At 70.4% G+C, this 20747-nt stretch carries 20 protein-coding genes; 12 read left to right on the top strand and 8 right to left on the bottom strand.

The annotated features are described in order from the left end of the window. The first annotated feature begins 140 nt into the window (after positions 1–140). Both thiC and NAF06_RS12290 read left to right on the top strand, forming a co-directional pair. On the top strand, positions 141–1538 hold the full coding sequence (gene thiC, locus NAF06_RS12295) for a phosphomethylpyrimidine synthase ThiC (protein WP_239638681.1): 1398 nt from the start codon (positions 141–143) through the stop codon (positions 1536–1538). Positions 1539–1612: 74 nt separating this feature from the next. After that, positions 1613–3130, top strand: a complete 1518-nt coding sequence (locus tag NAF06_RS12290; RefSeq protein WP_008580751.1) for a DUF790 family protein — start codon at positions 1613–1615, stop codon at positions 3128–3130. A gap of 15 nt (positions 3131–3145) precedes the next feature. On the opposite strand, the gene NAF06_RS12285 is transcribed toward NAF06_RS12290, so the two are convergent. From NAF06_RS12285 to NAF06_RS12275, 3 genes are all read right to left on the bottom strand, one after another. Continuing rightward, the gene (locus tag NAF06_RS12285; RefSeq protein ID WP_008580748.1) at positions 3146–3691 is read right to left on the bottom strand and encodes a DUF7122 family protein; all 546 of its coding nucleotides are present in this window, start codon (positions 3689–3691) and stop codon (positions 3146–3148) included. After that, a complete protein-coding gene (locus NAF06_RS12280) occupies positions 3688–4653 on the bottom strand; it encodes an RsmB/NOP family class I SAM-dependent RNA methyltransferase (RefSeq protein WP_008580746.1) in 966 nt (321 codons plus the stop codon). The genes NAF06_RS12285 and NAF06_RS12280 overlap by 4 nt, the downstream gene beginning before the upstream one ends. 93 nt (positions 4654–4746) lie before the next feature. Next, entirely contained in the window at positions 4747–5382 is a 636-nt protein-coding gene (locus tag NAF06_RS12275; RefSeq protein ID WP_077152406.1) for an IS6 family transposase, read from the bottom strand. Between the two features lie 102 nt (positions 5383–5484). Here NAF06_RS12275 and NAF06_RS12270 point away from each other — a divergent pair, with 102 nt between their 5' ends. Next, the gene (locus NAF06_RS12270) at positions 5485–6222 is read left to right on the top strand and encodes a proteasome assembly chaperone family protein (RefSeq protein ID WP_008580742.1); all 738 of its coding nucleotides are present in this window, start codon (positions 5485–5487) and stop codon (positions 6220–6222) included. A 9-nt stretch (positions 6223–6231) separates the two neighbouring features. Here the strand turns inward: NAF06_RS12270 and NAF06_RS12265 are convergent, their stop codons facing one another. Together NAF06_RS12265 and NAF06_RS12260 are read right to left on the bottom strand one after the other, a co-directional pair. Further along, positions 6232–7617 (bottom strand): isochorismate synthase, encoded by a 1386-nt coding sequence (locus NAF06_RS12265; RefSeq protein WP_008580740.1) that lies wholly within the window; start codon positions 7615–7617, stop codon positions 6232–6234. A 103-nt stretch (positions 7618–7720) separates the two neighbouring features. Continuing rightward, positions 7721–8335 carry a molybdopterin-dependent oxidoreductase gene (locus NAF06_RS12260; RefSeq protein WP_049908506.1) on the bottom strand — a complete coding sequence of 205 codons (615 nt, stop codon included), beginning with the start codon at positions 8333–8335 and terminating at the stop codon, positions 7721–7723. Between the two features lie 220 nt (positions 8336–8555). On the opposite strand from NAF06_RS12260, the gene NAF06_RS12255 reads away from it, so the two are divergent. The 3 genes from NAF06_RS12255 to NAF06_RS12245 all read left to right on the top strand — a co-directional run bounded on the left by NAF06_RS12255 (position 8556) and on the right by NAF06_RS12245 (position 11272). After that, positions 8556–8771, top strand: a complete 216-nt coding sequence (locus NAF06_RS12255) for a ribbon-helix-helix domain-containing protein (RefSeq protein WP_004598554.1) — start codon at positions 8556–8558, stop codon at positions 8769–8771. 106 nt (positions 8772–8877) lie between these two features. Next, positions 8878–9156 carry a UPF0058 family protein gene (locus NAF06_RS12250; RefSeq protein ID WP_008580735.1) on the top strand — a complete coding sequence of 93 codons (279 nt, stop codon included), beginning with the start codon at positions 8878–8880 and terminating at the stop codon, positions 9154–9156. Between the two features lie 211 nt (positions 9157–9367). After that, positions 9368–11272, top strand: a complete 1905-nt coding sequence (locus NAF06_RS12245) for a rhomboid family intramembrane serine protease (protein ID WP_008580733.1) — start codon at positions 9368–9370, stop codon at positions 11270–11272. A gap of 43 nt (positions 11273–11315) precedes the next feature. On the opposite strand, the gene NAF06_RS12240 is transcribed toward NAF06_RS12245, so the two are convergent. After that, complete coding sequence (locus NAF06_RS12240; RefSeq protein WP_008580731.1) at positions 11316–11939, bottom strand: METTL5 family protein; 624 nt, start codon at positions 11937–11939, stop codon at positions 11316–11318. Positions 11940–11942: 3 nt separating this feature from the next. After that, positions 11943–12341, bottom strand: coding sequence for a sugar phosphate isomerase/epimerase (locus NAF06_RS12235; RefSeq protein ID WP_251106163.1), 399 nt, complete (start codon positions 12339–12341; stop codon positions 11943–11945). A 367-nt stretch (positions 12342–12708) separates the two neighbouring features. Between NAF06_RS12235 and NAF06_RS12230 the strand changes: the two genes are divergently transcribed. The 4 genes from NAF06_RS12230 (at position 12709) to NAF06_RS12215 (ending at position 17619) form a co-directional block, all read left to right on the top strand. Continuing rightward, positions 12709–13662 (top strand): transcription initiation factor IIB, encoded by a 954-nt coding sequence (locus NAF06_RS12230; protein ID WP_008580727.1) that lies wholly within the window; start codon positions 12709–12711, stop codon positions 13660–13662. A gap of 92 nt (positions 13663–13754) precedes the next feature. Further along, positions 13755–14189, top strand: a complete 435-nt coding sequence (locus tag NAF06_RS12225; RefSeq protein ID WP_008580725.1) for a universal stress protein — start codon at positions 13755–13757, stop codon at positions 14187–14189. A 33-nt stretch (positions 14190–14222) separates the two neighbouring features. Then, positions 14223–16409 (top strand): class I adenylate-forming enzyme family protein, encoded by a 2187-nt coding sequence (locus NAF06_RS12220; protein ID WP_008580723.1) that lies wholly within the window; start codon positions 14223–14225, stop codon positions 16407–16409. A 61-nt stretch (positions 16410–16470) separates the two neighbouring features. Further along, positions 16471–17619, top strand: coding sequence for an acyl-CoA dehydrogenase family protein (locus tag NAF06_RS12215; RefSeq protein WP_008580721.1), 1149 nt, complete (start codon positions 16471–16473; stop codon positions 17617–17619). Between the two features lie 27 nt (positions 17620–17646). On the opposite strand, the gene NAF06_RS12210 is transcribed toward NAF06_RS12215, so the two are convergent. After that, complete coding sequence (locus tag NAF06_RS12210) at positions 17647–18321, bottom strand: MBL fold metallo-hydrolase (RefSeq protein WP_008580720.1); 675 nt, start codon at positions 18319–18321, stop codon at positions 17647–17649. Between the two features lie 115 nt (positions 18322–18436). On the opposite strand from NAF06_RS12210, the gene NAF06_RS12205 reads away from it, so the two are divergent. After that, positions 18437–20281 carry a MutS-related protein gene (locus NAF06_RS12205; RefSeq protein WP_008580718.1) on the top strand — a complete coding sequence of 615 codons (1845 nt, stop codon included), beginning with the start codon at positions 18437–18439 and terminating at the stop codon, positions 20279–20281. Beyond that, positions 20274–20720: a DUF8009 family protein gene (locus NAF06_RS12200; RefSeq protein ID WP_008580716.1), complete on the top strand. Its 447-nt coding sequence runs from the start codon at positions 20274–20276 to the stop codon at positions 20718–20720. The genes NAF06_RS12205 and NAF06_RS12200 overlap by 8 nt, the downstream gene beginning before the upstream one ends. The last annotated feature ends 27 nt before the right edge of the window (positions 20721–20747 follow it).

Raw genomic sequence — 20747 nt, 5'->3', positions numbered from 1 at the left:
TCGGGGTTAAGCGTGTCGCACCCCGTTCCGATCGGGCGGCGGCGGGACCACCGAAGAGTATATTAGCTAGTGGTATAACCGAGTGATTAATGGCCGCAACACAGATCAAACTGGCCCGAGACGGGGAGATCACGCCGGCGATGGAGCGCGTCGCGGAGCGCGAGAACTGCGAGGCGGCGTTCGTCCGGGAGCAGGTCGCGGCGGGGCGTGCGGTGATTCCGAACAACCGCGGTCACGACTCGCTCGATCCGATGGTCATCGGCGGGGAGTTCTCGACGAAGGTCAACGCCAACATCGGCAACAGCGAGTCGACGAGCGACCTCGACGCGGAGCTGCGGAAGCTCCACGCCGCCGTCCACTACGGGGCCGACACCGTGATGGACCTCTCGACGGGCGATCGGCTGGACGAGACCCGCGAGGCGAACGTCGCGTATTCGCCGGTCCCGGTCGGAACGGTCCCGATATACGAGGCGGTGAAGCGGGCGGGGAGTCCGGAGGAGATCACGCACGAACTCCTGCTCGACGTGATCGAGAAGCAGGCGGAGCAGGGCGTCGATTACATGACGATCCACGCGGGCGTGTTGCTGGAACACCTCCCGCTGACCGACGGTCGGAAGACCGGGATCGTCTCGCGGGGCGGGTCGATCCTCGCCCAGTGGATCGAGGAGAACGGTGCGCAGAACCCCCTGTACACGAGGTTCGAGGAGATCTGCGAGATCTTCGCGGAACACGACGTGACGGTCTCGCTGGGGGACGGCCTCCGTCCCGGGTGCCTCGCCGACGCGAGCGACGAGGCGCAGTTCGCTGAGCTCGACACCCTCGGCGAGCTCACCCGAGCCGCGCGGGACCGCGGCGTTCAGGTGATGGTGGAGGGTCCCGGTCACGTCCCGATGGACGAGATCGCCGACAACGTCGACCGGCAGCAAGAGGTGTGCGACGGCGCGCCCTTCTACGTCCTCGGACCCCTCGTGACCGATATCGCCCCCGGCTACGACCACATCACGAGCGCGATCGGCGCGACGGAGGCGGCGCGTGCGGGCGCGGCGATGCTGTGTTACGTCACGCCGAAAGAACACCTCGGACTCCCTGACGCGGAGGACGTGCGAGACGGGCTGGCGGCGTACCGGATCGCGGCTCACGCCGCCGACGTGGCCAACGGGCTTCCGGGCGCGCGCGACTGGGACGACGCCCTCTCCGAGGCGCGCTACGAGTTCGACTGGACGCGGCAGTTCGACTTCGCGCTCGACCCGGAGCGCGCGCGGAACTACCACGATCAGACGCTCCCCGGAGACAACTACAAGGAGGCCCGGTTCTGCTCGATGTGCGGCGCGGAGTTCTGCTCGATGCGTATCGATCAGGACGCGCGGGACGCGGACGGGGAGATGTCCGACATCGACGGCGAGACCGACCTCGACGCGTCCGCCGCCGCGGCGGTGAACGTCCCCCCGGTCGGTACTCACGACACCGACCGCGTCCCGGACGAGATCGAGATCGGAGGAGTCACGTTCACCCCGGAACCGGAACGAGCGGACGACTGAGGCCGCTCGGCGACCGGGAGAGGCGACCGCGCGGATCCGCTCGTTTTAGGTCGGCCGGACCGTACCGCGCGAACGTGTTACGGAAGGACCTCCTGCGCGTCTCCCGGGCGGGCGGCGGCTACCGCCCGCGGTTCGCGACCCGGGAACACCGCCCGCTCGCGGCGCGGGTCCTCGGGACGTTCGAGTCGCACGTCGGCGAGCGCCGCGGCGGCCTCGACGACGCGCTGGCGGACCTAGAGGCCGACGCCGCGGCCCGCAACGGCGATTTCAAGCTCGTCCGTGGGCTCGCGGCGCTCGTCGAGCGCGAGTGCGAGTTCGAGACGCGCGCGCCGGTCCCGCCGCGTCGCGTCCGTCGGGCCGCGTTCGAGGCCGCGGAGGCGGTCGGCGTCGCAAGCGAGGCGGAGCGGGAGACCGCGGTCGACCGCGCGGCCGACGCGCTGGGAGTCGAGCCGGCGGACGTGGAGGCGTCGCTGTACGCCGACCGCGACGTGAATCAGATTCTCGTCGACGCCGACGTGCGCTGGGACCCGGACGACCTGCTGGAGCAGTACGACCTCTCGCTGGCCCAGACCGCGCTGTTCGACGCCACCGAGGTCAGGGTCAGGTCGAACGACCCGAAGCGGCTCGTCTCGGCGGTGAAGCGGCTGCGGCTGATGTACGAGGTAGAGAAGACGCCGGAGGGGCGAGAGCTGGTCGTCACCGGTCCCGACGCGCTGTTCTCGCGCACGAGACGCTACGGCACGGCGTTCGCTCGCCTCCTCCGGACCGTCGCCGAGTCGGCGGAGTGGTCGCTGGAGGCGACGATCGACGACCGCGGCCGCGAGCGCACGATGCGACTCTCGGACGGCGACGTGACCGTGCCCGACGTGGAACCGGTCGCGGAGCCGACGTTCGACAGCGGGGTCGAGGCCGACTTCGCCGGGCGCGTCCGCGGCCTCGACCTCGACTGGGCGCTCGTCCGCGAGCCGGAGCCGTTAGAGACCGGCGCGAGCGTGATGATCCCGGACTTCGCGTTCGACTACGACCACGCCGACTTCCGCCTGTTCTTCGAGGTGATGGGGTTCTGGACCCCCGAGTACGTCGAGAAGAAGCTCGGCCAGCTCGCCGACGTGGAGGACGTGGACCTGCTCGTCGCCGTCGACGAGAGCCTCGGCGTCGGCGAGGAGATAGCCGCCCGCGACCACCGCGTCGTCACCTACTCCGGGACGGTGCGCGTGAAGGACGTGGTCGACGTGCTCCGCGAGTACGAGGCCGAGTTCGTCGCCGACGCGGCCGCCGAACTCCCCGACGAACTCGTCCCCGACGCCGACGCGATCGGGCTGGCCGAACTGGCCGCCGAGCGCGGCGTGGGCGTCGAGGCGGTCGAAGGGGTGTCGTTCCCCGACCACGAGCGGGTCGGCCGTACGCTCGTGCGGCCCGCGGTGTTGGAGGCGATAGGCGAGAGGATCGAGCCGGGGATGTCGCTGTCGGCGGCCGAGGCGGTCCTCGACGAACACGGCCTCGACGACGCCAGCGCCGCGCTCTCGCGGCTCGGGTTCCGGGTCGAGTGGGAGGGACTCGGCGGCGGGACGGTGCGGGCGAAGGCGGAGTGAGTCCCCGTCCCGGGGCTACTCAACGACCGGCAGGTCCGCCCGGCTCCCCTTCGGCACCACCGACCGCAGCTCGTCGTAGAGGTACAGCCCGACCCCGATCGGGACCGACTCGCCGGCGACCTCGTGGGTCGCGATCAGGTATCCCCAGTCGCCGTCCCACTCGGGGAGGTCCTGGTCCTCGCCGGCCGCGAACCGCGACGCCTGTCGGGGGTCCAGCTCGATGACATTCTTCGTCGCGTGACGGCCGAACCGCGAGACCGCGCGGCCGGTCGGCTTCCAGTGCTCCTGTCGCGTGCGGAGAAAGGTCATTCCGATCGCCTCGACCTCGCTCGGGTCGGTCGCCTCGCCGTTGAAGATCCAGACCTTCCCCGCGCCCTTCTCCCAGAAGCTGTACCCCTCGAAGATCGCCGGCTCGATCCCGAACCGCTCGTGCCACCAGTCGAGCACTTCGGCGCGGCTCGCGCGCCCCTCGACCTCGCGCTCGTCGGGCGTCGCCGGCAACCGGTCAAACCGCTGGCCGTCGTTGGTCGGGGCGTCGTCGGAACTCGTATCGTCGCTCATGCGGCCACCCCCTCGTCGTCGGCCGCCGCGCGGTCGGTCCGCCCGTCGTCGTCTTCGCCGCCGACGCGGAGCTTCGCGCAGAAGAACCCGCCCGTGTCGTTGCGGTGCGGGTAGATGCGCTTCGCGCGCGTCACCGACTCGTCGTACGTCTCACCGTCCCATTCGGTGACGCCGGGGTCCGTCTCGACCGGGAGGTCGAACTTGACGAGTTCGCAGTCCTCGCTCGCGAGGACGTGGTCGAGGACCGCCTCGTTCTCCTCCGGGGCGAACGTACAGGTGGAGTAGACGACGACCCCGCCGGGACGGGTCGCCTGAACGGCGCGGGCCAGCACGCCCTTCTGGATCCCCGCGACCGCGTGGACGTGGTCGAGCGTCCACTCGTCTAAGACGTCCGGGTTCTTGCGGCAGGTGCCCTCACACGAGCAGGGGGCGTCGACCAGCGCGCGGTCGAACTCGTCGAATGCCAGCGGCTTCAGAGAGAAGTTCCTAGCGTCCTGGTTCGTGACGACGGCGTTCGTGATCCCGAGCCGCTCCGCGTTGTGCCGGAGCGCGGAGAGGCGGCCGAGGTTGTTGTCGTTGGCGACGACGGTCCCCTCGTCGTCCATCGCGTCCGCGATCTGCGTCGTCTTGCTGCCGGGAGCCGCGCAGGCGTCCCAGACGCGCTCGCCCGGGCGGGGGTCCAGCGCGAGTCCGGGCAGCGCGGACACCTCCTCCTGTCCGTGCGTCCAGCCGTGGACGTACGGCCAGTTGCCGCCGGGGTTCCCGTCCGGGAGCCGGAAGAGCCCGTCGTGCCAGTCGACGGCCTCGTAGGCGACGCCCGCCTCGTCGAACGCCTCGCGGACGCGGGCCGGCGTCGCCGCGATCTCGTTCGTGCGCACGACCGAGGGGAGCGGACGGTCGCACGCCGCCCGGAACGCGTCGACGTCGTCGACGAGCGACTCGTATCGGTCGAGCGGATTCATTGGCCTCCCTTTCGCGCCGGGCCGTTAGACGGTTTCGGGACGCGGGCGGCCGGCCCGGGCTCGGACCCGACCCCGCGCCCGACGCGGTAGTGTTCAGATAAGTTGATTCCATGCGAAAGCGAACGGTCTCAGCCACTCGTTAGCAGTTTCTGCTTCGGCATTGCTGAAACAGTTTGAGAAACTGGTAGTTCTGCGTTTTACCTCACGAAAGACACGTTCAACGCTGTTTCGATTTCCATGTCGTTCGTATCTGAAATCGAGGCCATGTTTTTCACATGCTCGGTGAAGTGGAACCGCACCATCAACGAGAAAGATCGCATCATCCACGTCGTGTTTTTCGCGGAGTTCCGCAAAAAATTGATCTGCGATCACGTTCGTTCTTGTCGGCTCAAGCCTTGTGTGAAGTAAATCGTTTGAGTCTGGATCGACGGCAGCGTACAGCCAATATTGCTTATCGTCAAGCTGAATCACCGTTTCATCAACCGCAACGTGATTCGGGTTCCGACCAGATTCTGGCTGTAGATCAGCCTTGTGGACCCAGTTATGAACCGTGGATCGAGCCCGATCAACACCGAATACCTCAAGAAACGAAACAGTATTCGAAAGCGATAATCCAGCAAGATGGATCTGAATACTGAGCTTCATCAACAACTTCGGTGTTGCTTCTCGCTCCACAAAGTCTAAGTCAATCTCGTCTAAACAGCCGTTGAGGCGGTCGTTTTCGGGCATAGACCACTTTGAAAACGTACCGCCTCACCTTTCAATCCTTATCTGAACACCGCCCCCGACGCGCGCCGCACCTTTAGGTCCGTGCCAGTCGTACCCTCGCGCATGACGCGCATCTCCGTCGTCGACGACGTCTCGCTGGAGGAACCGACGCTGATCGAGGGGTTCCCCGGTGTCGGGCTCGTCGGCAAGATCGCGACCGACCACCTGATCGACGTCCACGAGATGACCCACTACGCGAACGTCCACTGCGACGGCCTCCCGCCGGTTGCGGTGTATCACGAGGGCGAGACGGCCGCGACGACGCCGGTTCGGCTGTACGCCGACCCCGAGAACGACCTCGTCGCGCTCCGCAGCGACGTGCCGGTGAAGCCGGGCGCGGCGACGGAGGTGGCGGCGTGTCTCGGCTCGTGGTTCGACGAGGTCGACCTGTTCCCGGTGTTCCTGTCGGGGCTCGGTCGAGAGAAGGGCGAATCGCCGCCGGATCTGTACGGGATCGCGACCGGCGACGGCAGCGAGGCGCTCGCGCGCGCCGAGGTGGCGGAGCCGCCCGAGTCCGGGCTCGTCTCGGGGCCGACGGGCGCGATGCTGGCGGCCGCGCTGGAGGACGGCCGCGACGCGGTCGGGCTGGTCGTCGAGTCCGATCCGAAGTTCCCCGACCCGGAGGCGGCGCGGGCGCTCATCCGCGGCGGGATCGATCCAGTCGCTGGAATCGAGACGCCGACCGACGGCCTCGTCGAGCAGGCGACCGAGATCCGGGAGGCGAAACAGCAGCTCGCCGAGCAGATGCGGGCGGCGACGGAGGAGAGCACGCAGGCCGAGCCGCTGAAGATGTTCCAGTAGGGAGAGCGGTTATCGATCCGGCGAGTCGCTCGCGTCGGCCTCTAACTCGTCGAGTATCGGTCGGTACTTCAGCTGGACCTCGTCCCACTCGCGGTCGGGGTCGGAGTCGGAGACGATGCCGACGCCCGCGAACAGCGTGGCGCGCCGCCGGCTCGCGACGGCCGAGCGGATCGCGACCGCGAACGCGCCGTTGCCCGCGGCGTCGATCCAGCCGACCGGAGCGGCGTACCAGCCGCGGTCGAACGGCTCCGTCTCGCGGATCGTCTCCAGCGCGCGGTCCGGCGGCAGTCCGCCGACCGCGGGCGTCGGGTGGAGCGCCTCGACGAGGTCCAGCACGTGACGGTCCGCGTCGAGTTCGGCGGTGATCGGCGTGTGGAGGTGCTGGACGGTCGCGAGCCGGCGGACGCGACGCTCGCCCGCGGAGACGGAGGCCGCGAACGGCTCCAGCTGATCGCGGACGGTCTCCGCGACCAGCTCGTGTTCGTGGACGTTCTTCTCGTCGTCGAGCAGCTCCTGTGCGAGCCACTCGTCCTCGGCCGGCGTCTCGCCGCGCCCGGTCGTCCCGGCGAGGGCGTCGGTCTCGACAGTCCGACCGCGCAGCGAGACCAGTCGCTCGGGCGTGGCACCGAAGAAGGCGCTCTCGCCGCCGGCCGGTTCGAACCAGTAGCGGTGGCAGTCGGGGTACTTCTCCGCGAGCCGTTCGAGCGTGGCCGCCCGCGGGAAGTCGGCCGCGAGGTCGGCCTCCAGCGCCTGCGCGAGCACCACCTTCCGGAGGTCGCCGTCGCGGATCCGGTCGACCGCGGCGGCGACGCTCTCGCGCCACGCCGCGCGGCTCGTCGTCCGACGGCTCTCGCGGATCCCCGGTCGAGGGCTGCGAGCGGCGCGGTCGGTGGGGGGGTCTGCGGGGTCGGCCGCGTCGAGCGCCGCGAAGCGGTCGACCTCGCGCGCCAGCCGGTCCTCGACGGCGGAGACGTCGGCGTCGTCGCCGACCGCGTTGACCGTCAGCCACGCGCCGCCGTCGTCCGCGACCGTCAGCTGGACCCGCGGCAGCACGAACCGGGCCTCGGAGAAGGGCTTCCACGGGTCGCCGTCGCAGGCCCCCTCGTGGAAGGCGAACCCGCCGAAGACGCGGGGGCGGGCCGCCTCGGTCCCGGCGTGGACGTCGCCGGCCTCGAACAGCTCGGTCGTCGCCTCGCGGATCGCGGCGAACCGGTCGGTCCCGGATGCGGTCAGCGTCGCGGCCGCGCCGCCGCCGAGCACCAGCGCGTCGTCGGGCGCGCTCCAGGTCGTGCGCGGCGACGAGAGCGCGTCGAACGCCGCCGCGAACGCCGGCTCGTCGATCTCCGTGGTCCGGCTGACCAGCGGCGGCGACGACCGCGAGCGCGCCTGTTCCATGCGTTACGTGTCGGGGACGGGGACCCTTTACCCTGACTATCGAGGCGGGTTGACGGGGTGAATCCGAGCGACGGGAGAACGGTCGAGCGAGAAGCGACGGGCGTCAGCTGTAGCGCTCCTCGTTCCAGGGGTTCGCGGTGTCGCTGTACCCCCGCTTCTCCCAGTACCCGAGCTCCTTCTCCGTGAGGAACTCGACGCCGGAGACCCACTTCGCGCCCTTGTACGCGTACTTGTGCGGCGTGACGACGCGGATCGGGCCGCCGTGGTCGGCCGGCAGGTCGTCGCCGTCGAAGCCGTACGTCAGCTGGACGCCCGGCTTCCCGCACTCGTCGAGCGGGAGGTCGGTCGTGTAGCCGTCGAGCGCGTGGAACATGACGTGTTCGGCGTCGTCGGTCACGCCGGCGCGTTCGGCCAACTCCGCGAAGGCGACGCCCGTGAACTCGCAGTCGAACCTGCTCCACCCCGTCACGCAGTGGAAGTCCTGCCGCTGGGTGACGCTCGGGAGGTCGCGGAACTCGTCGAGCGAGAGGGAGAGCGGCTCCTCGACCGCGCCCCACACCTCGAGTTCGAACGTCTCCGGGTCCCACGAGGGGGTCCCGCTCTTCGAGAGGACGGGGAAGCCGTCGGTCTCGCGTTGGCCCGGCGGGAGCCGGTCGTCGCCGTACTCGCGGTAGAGGTCCGTGAGGTCCTCCACGGAGTCGGCACGGGATGGTGTCATGGACTCCGGTACGGCCCGGACCGACGTATGAATGTCGCTCCCGAGAGAGGGATCGCGGGCGAGCCCTCGGCTCCCGCGAACGGCGTCGGCGCGTTCAAAATGTTGAAACAGGTGTTTCATCGATCAAAAAGAGAATTTTCGAGATCGGTTTTGATTTTTCAGTTACGCGGATCTGCGACGCCACTTTTATATGCGCCATCCCACAAGACCCGGACAGCAAATGCCACGAGTGAAGATAACGGTGCCGGAGCATCTGGAGATGCAGATCGCCCAGATGGTCGAGGAGGGTGAGTTCCTCAACCGGGAGGAGGCGGTCGAGGAACTGCTATCGACGGGCATCAAGGCGTACAAGACGAGCGGCCCCAGAGACGACGACGACTCCAACGGGTTCGAGGACGAGGGGATGATGGGCCACGAAGACGAGTACGTCTTCTGACCAGTCGTCTCCGACCACACTACTTCCGCCGAGGTCAGCGACCGCACGGAACCGTGCGTACCGGCCTCAACAACGCTTAAAGGGCCTACAGACCGTATCCGAGGGTATGCACAAGGACGAACTGCTCGAACTCCACGAACAGATGGTGACGATCATGGAGCACTTCCGCGCGCAGGAGACGGTGGACGGGTCGCTCTTCGACCCCTACGACGAACTCGACGTCGACCCCTCTCACGTCCACAAGTCGAAGAGCGAGCACAAACACGCCGTGTTCGTCCTCGGTAACGCCTTAGCGAACGCGATGAGCGAAGACGAGTTCTCGCCCGCCGGCCGCGTCGGCAAGCGGATGGAGGAGCTCGCCGACGACGCCGAAAACAAGATCTGAAGCGGGCGCTCGCACGCGGCGGACCGGGAGATCGGTCGGGGGTTTCGGGGCCGTCTCGATCGGTGCTCCCGTACTTCTGAGTCTCTCTCTTCGGATTTCTCCCACCTCTGACTCCCTCCGGTTCCGAGCCTGCCTCGCTTCCGGCTTCCCGTTCGTCGCGGAACGCCGCCGACCCCCGAATTGATGTGCGCGCGGCCCCCTCCGTCGTGACATGGTCGCGGAGGCCCTGACGTCGGACGCCGTTCACCTCGCCGCGGGGGCCGCGGGCGTCGCCGTCGCGCTCGCCGCGGTGTACCTCGTCGACCGGCCCGCCGGCGACTGGACGCGGGCGCTCCGCTCGCGGCTCCTCCTCGGCGTCCCGTGGGGGACGCTCGTCGTGATCGCGGGCGTGATCGGCGTGTACCTGTTCGTCCAGTCGGGGATCGACGACCCGAACCGACCCGTCGTGATCCCGTTCCGGTCGTGGTCGTACTTCTACCCCGAGGGGCTCCTCTGGTCCAGCTTCGCGCACTCGGGCCGCGGACACGTCACCGGAAACCTCCTGTCCGCGCTCGTCGCCGGCGGGCTCGCCGAGTACGCGTACGGGCACTTCCCCGGCGGCCGCGAGGTCGACGATCCGGAACCGCCCGCCGTCCGACTCCGGCGACTGCCGAGTAACGTCCGGGAGATCCCGCGGCGGATCCGACGCCTGCCGAGCCGGATCGCGGCCGGGGGGTCGCTCGCGTCGAACCCCTACGTCCGGGCGTTCCTGATCGTCCCCGGTGCCGCCGTCGCCTTCGGGCTCGTCTCCGCGCTGTTCGCGCTCGGCCCGGTGATCGGCTTCTCGGTCGTCGTGTTCGCGTACTGGGGGTTCGCGCTGGTCACGCGCCCCGTCGCCGCGCTCGTGGCGATGGCGGGGACGACGCTCGTCCGCGTCCTCTACGACGCCCTGCGAGTCCCCGTCGTCTTCGCCGAGGCGTCCCCATCCTACGGCGCGCCGAGCTGGGCGAACATCGCGATACAGGGGCACGCGCTCGGGCTCATCGGCGGCGCGCTGATCGCGGTCGTCCTCGTTCGACGCCGGAGTCGGGACCGGAGCGACGAGGGCCGAGGGCCGGACGACGAGGGGCCCGAGCCGGACGCGGCGAGGAGCAGGTGGAGCCGCCACCCGAGCGCGACCGCGGGGGACCGCGGGTCGAACGCGGACGCGACCGAGCGCTCCGCGCTCCTCGTGTTCGGCGCGCTGCTGCTGTTCGGTGCCTCGCGGCGGCTGTGGGCGGTGTACTGGTACCTCGGGAACGAGCGGTACGAGCTGTACCGCGCGGTCGGGGTCGGGCTGCTCGCCCTGCTGGGGGCGATCGTCGCGGTCGCCGCCGTCTCGCGCGACGAGCCGCTGTGGCCGGACCGGGCGGTCCCGAACCCGGAGACGCTCCGGGCGGGGATCCGGTCCGCGACGCCCGCGGCGGTCGGGACCCTCCTCCTCGTCACGGCGCTGGCGGTCGTCGCGGGGCCGGGCGTCGTCCCGAACCTCGCCGCCGTCGACGACGGCGACCTCCCCGGGGACCCGGTCGAGGTCGAGGGGTATCAGGTGACGTACGCCGAGGACGTCGAGGACCGGCTCGTGAGCGTCGTCGACGTGGAGGCGTTCGGCCGCTCGACATCGGTCAACACGTCGGGCGTGATCGTCAGCCACCCGGACCGGGAGATATGGACGACCGCCGTCTCGAAGGGGAGCCTCGCGTTCTGGGGGTACCGCGCGGTCGACGTGGGCGGGACGGGGTGGCGCGAGACGGTCTGGGTCCAGCGGGTCGGGTGGGTCGCGACCGGCGGCGGCCCGACCTACCGGGTCGACGCGGTCCGGAACGAGACCAGGCGGACGCTGTTCACCAGCGGGCCGGCGCGGGCCGAGCCGCGGATCGACGGCCGCAACGTCGTCGTCGCGGCCGCGGAGGGCGGGTTCGAGCTGTCGGTGATCGGCGGCAACGGGAACAACGTCACCGCCCCGCTCCCGGCCGCGAACGAGTCGACAACGGTCCGAGGGATCACGTTCGTGCGAGAGAACGACGCCGTGTTCGCGGAGCGGGGCGAGACGCGCGTGCGGATCGCGCAGCGGGAGACGTACGAGGGACGGCGGTAACGCGAGGGACGGCGGGAGTCCGCGCCGGGCGGTCGCGGGCCCGTCAGGCCCACTCGATCCGGTACACTTCGGTGTCGACGTCGCGCGCCTCGTCGGTGTGGTGGTCGAACTGCGCCTCGATCCGGAACTCGGCCGCGAACGCGTGGGTCACCTCGCCGCCCTCGTCCGCGGCGAACGCCTCGACGAACTCCCGGCTGCCGGCGTTGTGGACCGAGTAGGACACCTGGGCGAGGTCGCTCGCGGTCGCGAGGAACGCGCGGTCCGCGTTGCGGTTCCCGTCCTGCGCGCCGAACGGGGGGTTCATCACGACGGTCGCCGGTTCGGCGACGGCGAGCGGCGGTCGGGTGGCGTCGCCCCGGACCCAGTGGACCGGCGCGCTGGCCGCGACGCGGCGCTCGTTGGCCCGGGCGACGCTCAGCGCGTCGCCGTCGAGTTCGAGCCCGACCACGCGGGCCGGGCCGCGCAGCGCCGCGGCGAGCGCGAACATCCCGGTGCCAGCGCCCAAGTCGATCACCGTGCGGCCCTCGACGTCGCCGTGGAGGTCGGCGAGGTGGACCACGTGCGCGGCCAGTTCCGGGGGTGTCGGGTACTGTTCGAGGGCGGCGTCGGGACGCTCGAAGCCGGCGACGACGCCGAGTTTTGCGGCGAGCGACCGCTTCGTCGCCATCGGTCAGGCGGCGTCGTCGGCTCCGACGCGGACGAGTTCGACGCCCTCGCGGTCCGCCCGCTCGGAGAGCGCCGCGAGGACGGTTCGGACCTCGTCGCACGCCGCGTCGGCGGCGACGCTGACCTCGATCCGGCCGGCACCGAGGAACGACGCGGCGCGGACGAGCCCGCGGAGGCGGTCGGCCTCGCGCTGGCGTTCGAGCGTGCTGTCGGCGTCGAACTCGGCCTCGGTCGCGACCGCGGCGGGCTGGTAGCCGCGGGCCGCGAGCCCCTGCTTGAGGTCGCGGAGGTGGTCGGGCGCGGTGCTGTCGAGGTCCGACGCGTCGATGACGACGGGGTCGACGTCGGCGGGACGACAGCCGCGGAGCGTGCGTTCGATGCCGGGGGACGAGGTGGTGCTCATACACACCCATTGGTGTAGGTTATACAAAAATCTTTGTAGATGTTTCACAGTAATACCCCGCGGCGGCGAGCGCGACCCGACCGCTCGGGACCGGAGCCGGTTTCGGCCGTCAATCCGGTCGGCGTCGGGAGCGACGCGGGCGATCGGACGCGACGGATTCCGACCGAACGCCGCGGTCACGTTTCGTGCGTCCCGTCGGGAACGCCGGGTACTTCTCGGATCTCCGCTGAGGATGCCCGATTTTCGCATTCGCGCAATAAACGCCCTCAGGGACGCGGAATTCGGACATCGAAACGACGCCGTGTCTGTCAGGGCCGATTATGATTCTGGACAAGGTTTAAATACGAGAATAACCAGAAACGTTTTAATGGAACGTCCGAGTCGCCAGCGGCAACAGGAGCGGGACACGGAGCAGGAAACGGACGAATCGACGGTTGCCTGTCCGGAGTGCGACTCGGAGAACATCGTCACGGACGCCGATCAGGAGCTGGTCTGTGAGGACTGCGGGCTCGTCTTGGACGAGCGGAACATCGACCGCGGCCCGGAGTGGCGCGCGTTCAACCACAACGAGCGGCAGTCGAAGTCGCGCGTCGGAGCCCCGATCACGGAGACGATGCACGACAAGGGGCTGACGACGACGATCGACTGGAAGGACAAGGACGCGTACGGCCGCTCGCTCTCCTCGGAGAAGCGGTCGCAGATGCACCGCCTGCGCAAGTGGCAGGAGCGGATTCGCACCAAGGACGCCGGCGAGCGCAACCTCCAGTTCGCGCTCTCGGAGATCGATCGGATGGCCAGCGCGCTCGGCGTTCCCCGGTCGGTCCGCGAGGTCGCCTCGGTGATCTACCGACGGGCGCTGAACGAGGACCTCATCCGCGGCCGCTCGATCGAGGGCGTCTCCACCGCCGCCCTCTACGCCGCCTGTCGACAGGAGGGGATCCCCCGCAGCCTCGACGAGGTCGCGGACGTCTCTCGGGTACCGCAAAAGGAGATCGGGCGCACGTATCGGTACATCTCCCAGGAACTGGGGTTGGAGCTGCGGCCGGTCGACCCCAAGCAGTTCGTCCCGCGGTTCGCGTCCTCGCTCCAGCTCTCCGAGGAGGTCCAGTCGAAGGCGACGGAGATAATCGACGTGTCCGCCGAACAGGGACTGCTCTCCGGGAAGTCGCCGACGGGCTTCGCCGCGGCCGCCATCTACGCGGCCTCGCTGCTCTGTAACGAGAAAAAGACTCAACGCGAGGTCGCCGACGTGGCCCAAGTCACCGAGGTCACCATCCGCAACCGGTATCAGGAGCAGATCGAAGCGATGGGCTTCAGGTAGGGCGATTCGCGCGTCGGACGACGGCGCGCCCGTCGACTCCGGAGCCGTTGGATCGGGTTTTTAATCGATACCCGCTGTACCCACGGAGTGAGATGTACTCAGAGATCCTCGTTCCGACGGACGGCAGCCCGGCGTCGGACGCCGCGATCGAACACGCGATCGACCTCGCCGACCGCTACGACGCCCGCCTCCACGCGCTGTACGTCGTCGACGGCGCGGCCTACTCCAGCTTGGAGGCCGGGGCGGAGGTCGTCGTGGACGCGCTCGAATCCGAGGGCGAGGAGGCGACGGGCCGCGTGGCGGACGCCGCCGCCGACGCCGGGGTCGACTGCGTCACGACCGTCGCGTCCGGGACCGCGTACCAGTCGATCCACGACTACGTCGACGAACACGACATCGACGTCGTCGTGATGGGGACCCACGGTCGGAAGGGGCTCGACCGCTACCTGCTCGGGAGCGTCACGGAGCGCGTCGTCCGCACCTCGGACGTGCCGGTGTTGACCGTGCGACAGCCGACGGATGAGTAACCCCGCCTCCCCCGGCGAACGGGGGTGACAGCGATGCGCGACTGGCTGTCACACCGCGTCGTCTCGTCGCCGGACGACGCCGCCCTGATACGCGCCGAGGACGGGGAGGCGTGGAGCTACACCGACCTCGACCGCCTCGTCTCCGAGACCGCGGGGCGGCTCGTCGCACACGGAATGGGCGAGGGCGACCGGATCGGCGTGCTCACGCCGCCGTACGTGGGCACCGTCGGGCTCGTCCACGCGACGATGCGGATCGGGGGGACGTTCGTCCCGCTCGGCGAGGAGCTGACGCCGCGCGAGATCGCGGCCCGGGTCGACCGGACGGACCTCGACGCCGTCGTCTGCGCGGCGGCCACGGAGCCGACCGCGACCGACGCGGCGTCCCGGATCGACGGGGTCCCCGTGTACTCCGTCGACGACCCGGCGAGCGCGGACGTGACCGCGGTCCACGATGTCGACCCCGCGTCGCTCGACCCGCCGGAGTGGTCGTTCGAGGACCCGCTCTGCGTGCTGTTCACCTCCGGGACCACCGGCGACCCCAAACCCGTGCCGCTGACCGCGGGCAACGTGTACAGCTCCGCGGTCGCCTCCGGGTTCCGGCTTGGCGTCGAGGCCGACGACCGGTGGCTCGTGTCGCTGTCGCTCCACCACATGGGCGGGCTCGCACCGGTGTACCGGTCGGTGCTGTACGGGACCACGCTCGTGTTGCGCGAGGGGTTCGACGCGGGCGGCACCGCGGACGACATCGACGCGTACGACGTGACCGGCGTCTCGCTCGTCCCGACGATGCTCCGGCGGATGCTCGACCGCCGTGGGACGCTCTCGGACTCGCTCCGCGTCGTCCTGCTCGGCGGCGCGCCCGCGCCGGCGGAGCTGCTGGAGCGGTGCCGGGACTACTCGATCCCCGTGTACCCGACCTACGGGATGACGGAGGCCGCCTCGCAGATCACAACCGCGACGCCGCGACAGACCAGAGACCGGATCGGGACGGTCGGCCGGCCCCTCTTCGGCACCGACGTGACCGTCGTCGGCGACGACGGCGACCCGGTTGCGCCGGGCGAGACCGGCGAGATCGCCGTCAGCGGACCGACGATCACGCCGGGGTACCTCGTCGAGGCGGAGAGCGAAGGCTCCGACCCCTCCGACGGACCCGGCGAAACCGACGAACGCGACGGTCCAGCGCCGGACTCGTTCGGCGTGAACGGGATCGATCCCGCCGACATCGACCGGAGCGACTTCGGTCCGTACGGACTCCACACCGGCGACGTGGGGCGGTTCGACGAGTCGGGGTACCTCCACGTGCTCAACCGCGTCGATGACCGGATCATCACCGGCGGCGAGAACGTCGAGCCCGGGGAGGTCGCGGACGTGCTCCGCGAGTACGCCGAGGTCGACGACGTTGCGGTGGTCGGGCTCGATGACGACACGTGGGGCGAGCGGGTCGCGGCGCTCCTCGCCGTCGGGGACCGATTCCCGTCGGTCGTGCCCGACGCCGCCCCTGTCGGCGGAGTCTCCGCGGAGGACGACTCCACGGAGGACGACACCGTGGAGGACGACTCCGCGGAAGGCGATCGCGAACCGGACGACTCCGGATCGGATGACTCCGGAGCGGACGGCTCCGAACAGGCCGCGGAGGGAGGTTCACCGGCGGACGGAACCGCCGATCCGGGCGCGGACACGGAGGTCATCGGCCCCTCGCCCGTCGACGAGGCGGCGTTCCTCGCGTTCGCCCGCATGCGGCTGGCCGGGTTCAAGATCCCGAAGACCGTCGCGTACGTCGAGGAACTGCCCCGGACGGTCTCCGGGACGGTCGACAGGGAAGCGACGCGGACCGCCCTCCGCGAGCGCGGCGTGGACCTCCGAGAGCGCGTCGACGCCGGTCTCGAAACCGCCGGATTCGAGCCCGCCGATCCGACCGAACCGCCGGAGGAACGGACGCCCGAGGAGAGCGCGTCCGAAGGCGCGGACGGCGCGCCCGACGACGCGGCGGACGACGGGGACACCGACGCCCCCGAGACCGCGTCGGTCGGCGACATCATCGAGGACGCGGAGGGCGGGGACATCATCGAGGACGCGGAGGGTGGCGACGGCTTCGCGGACGACCGGGGCGCGGACGGCTCGGGGAACGAGTCCGACGAGGCCGACGCGGGAGGAACGCTCGACGAGGACGCTGAGAGCGGCGACGCCGGCGGGAGCGGCGACTCCGACGACCGGACGTAAACTCCCCCGTAGTTTGTCGTTGTTCCACGAACGTTTTCACCGCGGGGCCGTTACGTGTCGTATGGAGTTATTCGACGACAGCATCGTGCCGGAGCGCGCGCGAGACGTCAAACAGGAGGCCCGCGAGTTCGCCGACGAGTACATCGCCCCGAACGCCGAGGAGTACTACGACACGGGAGAGTACCCGTGGGAGGTGCTCGAAGCGGGGATGGACGCCGGGCTCGTCGCCCAAGACATCGGCGAGGAGTACGGCGGCAAGGGGTTCGACCTCGCGCAGATGCTCGCCATGGCGGAGGAGTTCTACCGCGCCGACGCCGGCATCGCGCTCACGCTCCAGCTCGCCAGCTTCGGCGCGGAGATGGTCGAAGACTACGGGACGGAGGAACAGAAGGAGAAGTACCTCCGGCCGGTCGCCGAGAACGAACAGATCTCGGGGCTGGCGGTCTCCGAGCCGCAGACCGGGTCCGACCTCGCGGGGATGACGACGGAGGCCGAGAAGGTCGAGGGCGGCTACGAACTCACCGGCGAGAAGTACTGGGTCGGCAACGCGGTCGAGGCCGACTGGCTCACCGTCTACGCGAAGACCGGTGACGGCGAGGACCGCTACTCGAACTACACGCTGTTCATCGTCGAGACCGACTCGGACGGCTACGAGGCCGAACACATCCCGGAGAAGATGGGGATGCGCGCCTCCAAGCAGGGCCACATCGTCTTCGAGGACTGCTTCGTCCCCGAGGAGAACGTCGTCGGCAGCGAGGGCGGCGGCTTCTACGCGCTCGCGGACTTCTTCAACCACGGTCGCGTCATCGTCGGCGGGCACGGGCTCGGACTCGCCGCCGCGGCAATCGAGGAGGCCGAGGCGTTCATCAGCGACCGCGAGGCGTTCGGCCGCACCATCGACGACTTCCAGGCCGTCCAGCACACCATCTCGGACATGCGGATCGGGTTCGAGTCGGCGCGCGCGCTCAACTGGCGCGCCTGCGAGAAGGTCGCGAACGGCGAGGACGCCGGCTACTGGGCCGCACTCGCGAAGACGAAGTCGACCGAGGTCGCCACCGACTGCGCCGAGAAGGGCATGAAGCTCCACGGCGGCCGCTCGAACTTCACCGACCGCCGGATCGCCCGCGTCTACCGCGACGTGCGGATCCCGGTGATCTACGAGGGCGCGAACGACATCCAGCGCAACCTCATCTACCGGCAGTCGCGCTGAACGCGGCCGCTAGCTTTCGGTCCGGAGTCACAGCGTCGCCGCAAGCCGCCGTAACGCCTCCCCGCCCCCGGACGCGAGCGGGTCCCCGTGGCCGACGCAGGCGACCTCGAAAGGCGGCGCGCCTGCGGCGAGTCCGCGGACGCTCGCCGCGACCGCGCTCGTATCGTAGCTGATCAGCCAGCCGGACGGCGAGAGGTCGCCGTCCGACTCGGAGACGAGGTCGCCGAGCAGCGCGACGCCCAGTTCCTCGCTGACGTACGCGACGTGGCCCGGCGTGTGGCCGGGGGTGTGGTATGCCGTGAAGGAGCCGACGGTCTCGCCGTCCCCGACCGATTCCACGTCGAGGTCGACGGCGTCGGTGAGGAGGCCGCCGAGCCGCTGGATCAGGCCCTTGTGGTTGCGGAGCGGGGGCTTCCGCGCGCCCCGAAGGACCTGCGCGTCGAAGCCGTACGCGCGGACCGGCGCGTCAAGTTCGGGGGCCAGCGCCGCCAGCGTCCCGACGTGGTCGAGGTCGTAGTGGGTAAGCAGGACGCGGCCGACCTCCGAGACCGCGACGCCGGTCTCGTCGAGCCCGTTTCGGATCGCCGCCTCGTCCCACGGCGTGCCGGCGTCGACGAGTGTCGGCACGTCGTCGAAGACGAGGTACGCGTTGACCCCGCGACACTCGAACCGCCAGACGCCGTCCGCGATCTCCGTCGCCATGGCGGTCGGTACGGACCGGAGCGGAATGAACGCTGTCGTGGCGGAAGCGGCTCCCGGAGGACGAACCGGGTGACGGCGACGAAAGCGCCAAGACGCCGGGGTGACACCACGACGTATGCGACTCCAGGACTACTGGGGGATCGGACCCAAGACGAGCGAGCGGCTCACGGAGGCGCTCGGGACCGAGCGGGCCGTCGCGGCGATCGAGTCGGCCGACGTCCGCGCGCTCGTCGACGCCGGGCTCCACCGCGGCCGCGCGACTCGGATCCTCCGCCGGGCGAACGGCGAGGCCGGGATGGACGTGCTCGCCACGGGCGACGCGCGCTCGGTGTACGACGACCTCCTCGCTCTCGCGGCCGACGCGGCCCTGACCGCGCACGCGGCCGACCGGATCCGCGTGATGACGCCGCTCCTCGACCGGGACGCCGTCGAGGACCGGCTCGACCGGGTCGTCGCCGCTCGCGACGCGTGGAGCGGCCTCGACGAGGCGGACCGCGAGGCCGTCGAGGGGGCGTTCGCCGCGTACGACGAGGCCGACGGCTCGGATCTGGCCGCGGTCGAGACCGCCGTCGCGCTCCGCGAGGCGGGGCTGACCGGCGACCCCTTCGCCGACGTCGGCGCGCTGGACGGGGACCGCCTCCGGGACGCGGCCGACGCGCTCGCCGACGTGCGCGGGTCGATCGACCCGGCCGGCGGGCTCGACGGCGACGAGATCGAGATCGCGGCGGGCGCGGACGCGGAGTTGGACCGGCTGCGCGACCAGTTGGCCGCCGCGCGCGACCTCGCCGACTCGGCGTTCGACGTGCTCGAATCGGTGCGCGACGGGAGCCTCCGCGACTTCGAGGCGCTCGAAGCCGCGACGATCGACCACGTCGCGAACGAGACCGGCGTCGAGCCGGCGACGGTCCGGGCCGCCGCGCCCGACGAGGCGCTCGACGCGGCCGACTTCGTCTCCGCGACGCTGCGGGACCTCGTCGTCGAACTGGAGGCGGCGGTCGACGAGCGCGAGGCCGCGGTCGCGGCCGACGTCCGCGAGCGACTCGGCGACGAGACGGGGACGGACGCGGCCGGGGAGGGCGACGAGGCGAGCGGCGGCGACACGACCGTCGCCCGCGCCGCGGCGGCGGTCTCGGAGGCGGCCTTCCTGCTGTCGCTCGGGCGGTTCGCTGCCGAGAACGGCCACGTTCGACCGACGCTCGTCGACGACGGGATCGCGGTGCGGGGCGCGCGCAACCCCTTCCTCGCCGGCGAGGTCCAGCCGGTGTCGTACGGCGTCGGCTCGCACTCGCTGGCCGACGCGTCGGGGGTCGCGAGCGCGGACGCGCCGCCGACGGGCGACCGCGTGAGCGTCCTCACCGGAGCGAACTCGGGCGGGAAGACGACGCTGTTGGAGACGCTGTGCGCGGTGGCGCTGCTCGCCTCGATGGGTCTGCCCGTCCCCGCGGACGCGGCCGAGGTTGGGACGTTCGACCGGATCGTCTTCCACCGCCGGCACGCCTCCTTCAACGCCGGCGTGCTGGAGTCGACGCTGAAGTCGGTCGTCCCGCCGCTGGTCGCGGAGGGGCGGACGCTCATGCTCGTCGACGAGTTCGAGGCGATCACGGAGCCGGGCCGGGCCGCAGACCTGCTGAACGGCCTCGTCACGCTGACCGTCGACCGCGGCGCGCTCGGCGTCTACGTCACGCACCTCGCGGAGGACCTCAGCCCGCTGCCCGACGCGGCGCGCATCGACGGCATCTTCGCGGAGGGGCTGACGAACGACCTCGACCTCCGGGTCGACTACCAGCCCCGGTTCGAGACGGTCGGGAAGTCCACGCCGGAGTTCATCGTCTCGCGACTCGTCGCGAACGCGGGCGACCGCGGCGTCCGCGCCGGCTTCGAGCACCTCGCGGGCGCGGTCGGCGAGGAGGCGGTCCAGCGAACGCTCTCGGACGCCGAGTGGGCGGCGAACGATGACTGAGGAGGACGCCGGTCCCGACCGGATCCGGTCGCTCGCGGTCCACCGCGAGGACGTGGCGAACGCCCTCGAAGCCACGCTTCGGAGCGAGCGCGAGGTCGTCCTCCGGGCGACGCCGCCCTTCTCCGGTCGGATGCGGGCGCGCCTCCACGCGCTCAACGCCGACGCGACGGGTGCCGGGGGATCGGGCACGAGCGACGCCGCGGAGGGCTCCGAGCCGCTCCACGTCGATCCGCGCGCGCTCGTCGAGGAGGTGCCGCCGTACCCTGAGGTCGACGACACGGCCGCCGAGTACCCCGACGCAGACCTCGAAACACGCCGGAAGAAGCACGAGGAGGCCGTGGAGGCGTGGCGGGAGACGGTCCGAGCGAGCGTCGTCTCGACGATCGAGATCGACGTCGACGGGGAGTCCCGCGCGGTCGACGTGACCGCGCTGGGATAACGGGCGAAAAGGGAGCGGGAAGAGAGC

Origin of the sequence: Halorubrum hochsteinianum, from assembly GCF_023702125.1 — an archaeon.
Taxonomy (GTDB): domain Archaea; phylum Halobacteriota; class Halobacteria; order Halobacteriales; family Haloferacaceae; genus Halorubrum; species Halorubrum hochsteinianum.
This window is presented reverse-complemented; position numbering and strand designations above follow the sequence as displayed.

Bases quoted from the DNA above. Each gene is read 5' to 3' on its own strand.
- thiC (WP_239638681.1), top strand. From the start codon at position 141: ATGGAGCGCGTCGCGGAGCGCGAGAACTGCGAGGCGGCGTTCGTCCGG.
- NAF06_RS12285 (WP_008580748.1), bottom strand. From the start codon at position 3,691: ATGAGCGACGATACGAGTTCCGACGACGCCCCGACCAACGACGGCCAG.
- NAF06_RS12280 (WP_008580746.1), bottom strand. From the start codon at position 4,653: ATGAATCCGCTCGACCGATACGAGTCGCTCGTCGACGACGTCGACGCG.
- NAF06_RS12275 (WP_077152406.1), bottom strand. From the start codon at position 5,382: ATGCCCGAAAACGACCGCCTCAACGGCTGTTTAGACGAGATTGACTTA.
- NAF06_RS12270 (WP_008580742.1), top strand. From the start codon at position 5,485: ATGACGCGCATCTCCGTCGTCGACGACGTCTCGCTGGAGGAACCGACG.
- NAF06_RS12265 (WP_008580740.1), bottom strand. From the start codon at position 7,617: ATGGAACAGGCGCGCTCGCGGTCGTCGCCGCCGCTGGTCAGCCGGACC.
- NAF06_RS12260 (WP_049908506.1), bottom strand. From the start codon at position 8,335: ATGACACCATCCCGTGCCGACTCCGTGGAGGACCTCACGGACCTCTAC.
- NAF06_RS12255 (WP_004598554.1), top strand. From the start codon at position 8,556: ATGCCACGAGTGAAGATAACGGTGCCGGAGCATCTGGAGATGCAGATC.
- NAF06_RS12250 (WP_008580735.1), top strand. From the start codon at position 8,878: ATGCACAAGGACGAACTGCTCGAACTCCACGAACAGATGGTGACGATC.
- NAF06_RS12245 (WP_008580733.1), top strand. From the start codon at position 9,368: ATGGTCGCGGAGGCCCTGACGTCGGACGCCGTTCACCTCGCCGCGGGG.
- NAF06_RS12240 (WP_008580731.1), bottom strand. From the start codon at position 11,939: ATGGCGACGAAGCGGTCGCTCGCCGCAAAACTCGGCGTCGTCGCCGGC.
- NAF06_RS12235 (WP_251106163.1), bottom strand. From the start codon at position 12,341: ATGAGCACCACCTCGTCCCCCGGCATCGAACGCACGCTCCGCGGCTGT.
- NAF06_RS12230 (WP_008580727.1), top strand. From the start codon at position 12,709: ATGGAACGTCCGAGTCGCCAGCGGCAACAGGAGCGGGACACGGAGCAG.
- NAF06_RS12225 (WP_008580725.1), top strand. From the start codon at position 13,755: ATGTACTCAGAGATCCTCGTTCCGACGGACGGCAGCCCGGCGTCGGAC.
- NAF06_RS12220 (WP_008580723.1), top strand. From the start codon at position 14,223: ATGCGCGACTGGCTGTCACACCGCGTCGTCTCGTCGCCGGACGACGCC.
- NAF06_RS12215 (WP_008580721.1), top strand. From the start codon at position 16,471: ATGGAGTTATTCGACGACAGCATCGTGCCGGAGCGCGCGCGAGACGTC.
- NAF06_RS12210 (WP_008580720.1), bottom strand. From the start codon at position 18,321: ATGGCGACGGAGATCGCGGACGGCGTCTGGCGGTTCGAGTGTCGCGGG.
- NAF06_RS12205 (WP_008580718.1), top strand. From the start codon at position 18,437: ATGCGACTCCAGGACTACTGGGGGATCGGACCCAAGACGAGCGAGCGG.
- NAF06_RS12200 (WP_008580716.1), top strand. From the start codon at position 20,274: ATGACTGAGGAGGACGCCGGTCCCGACCGGATCCGGTCGCTCGCGGTC.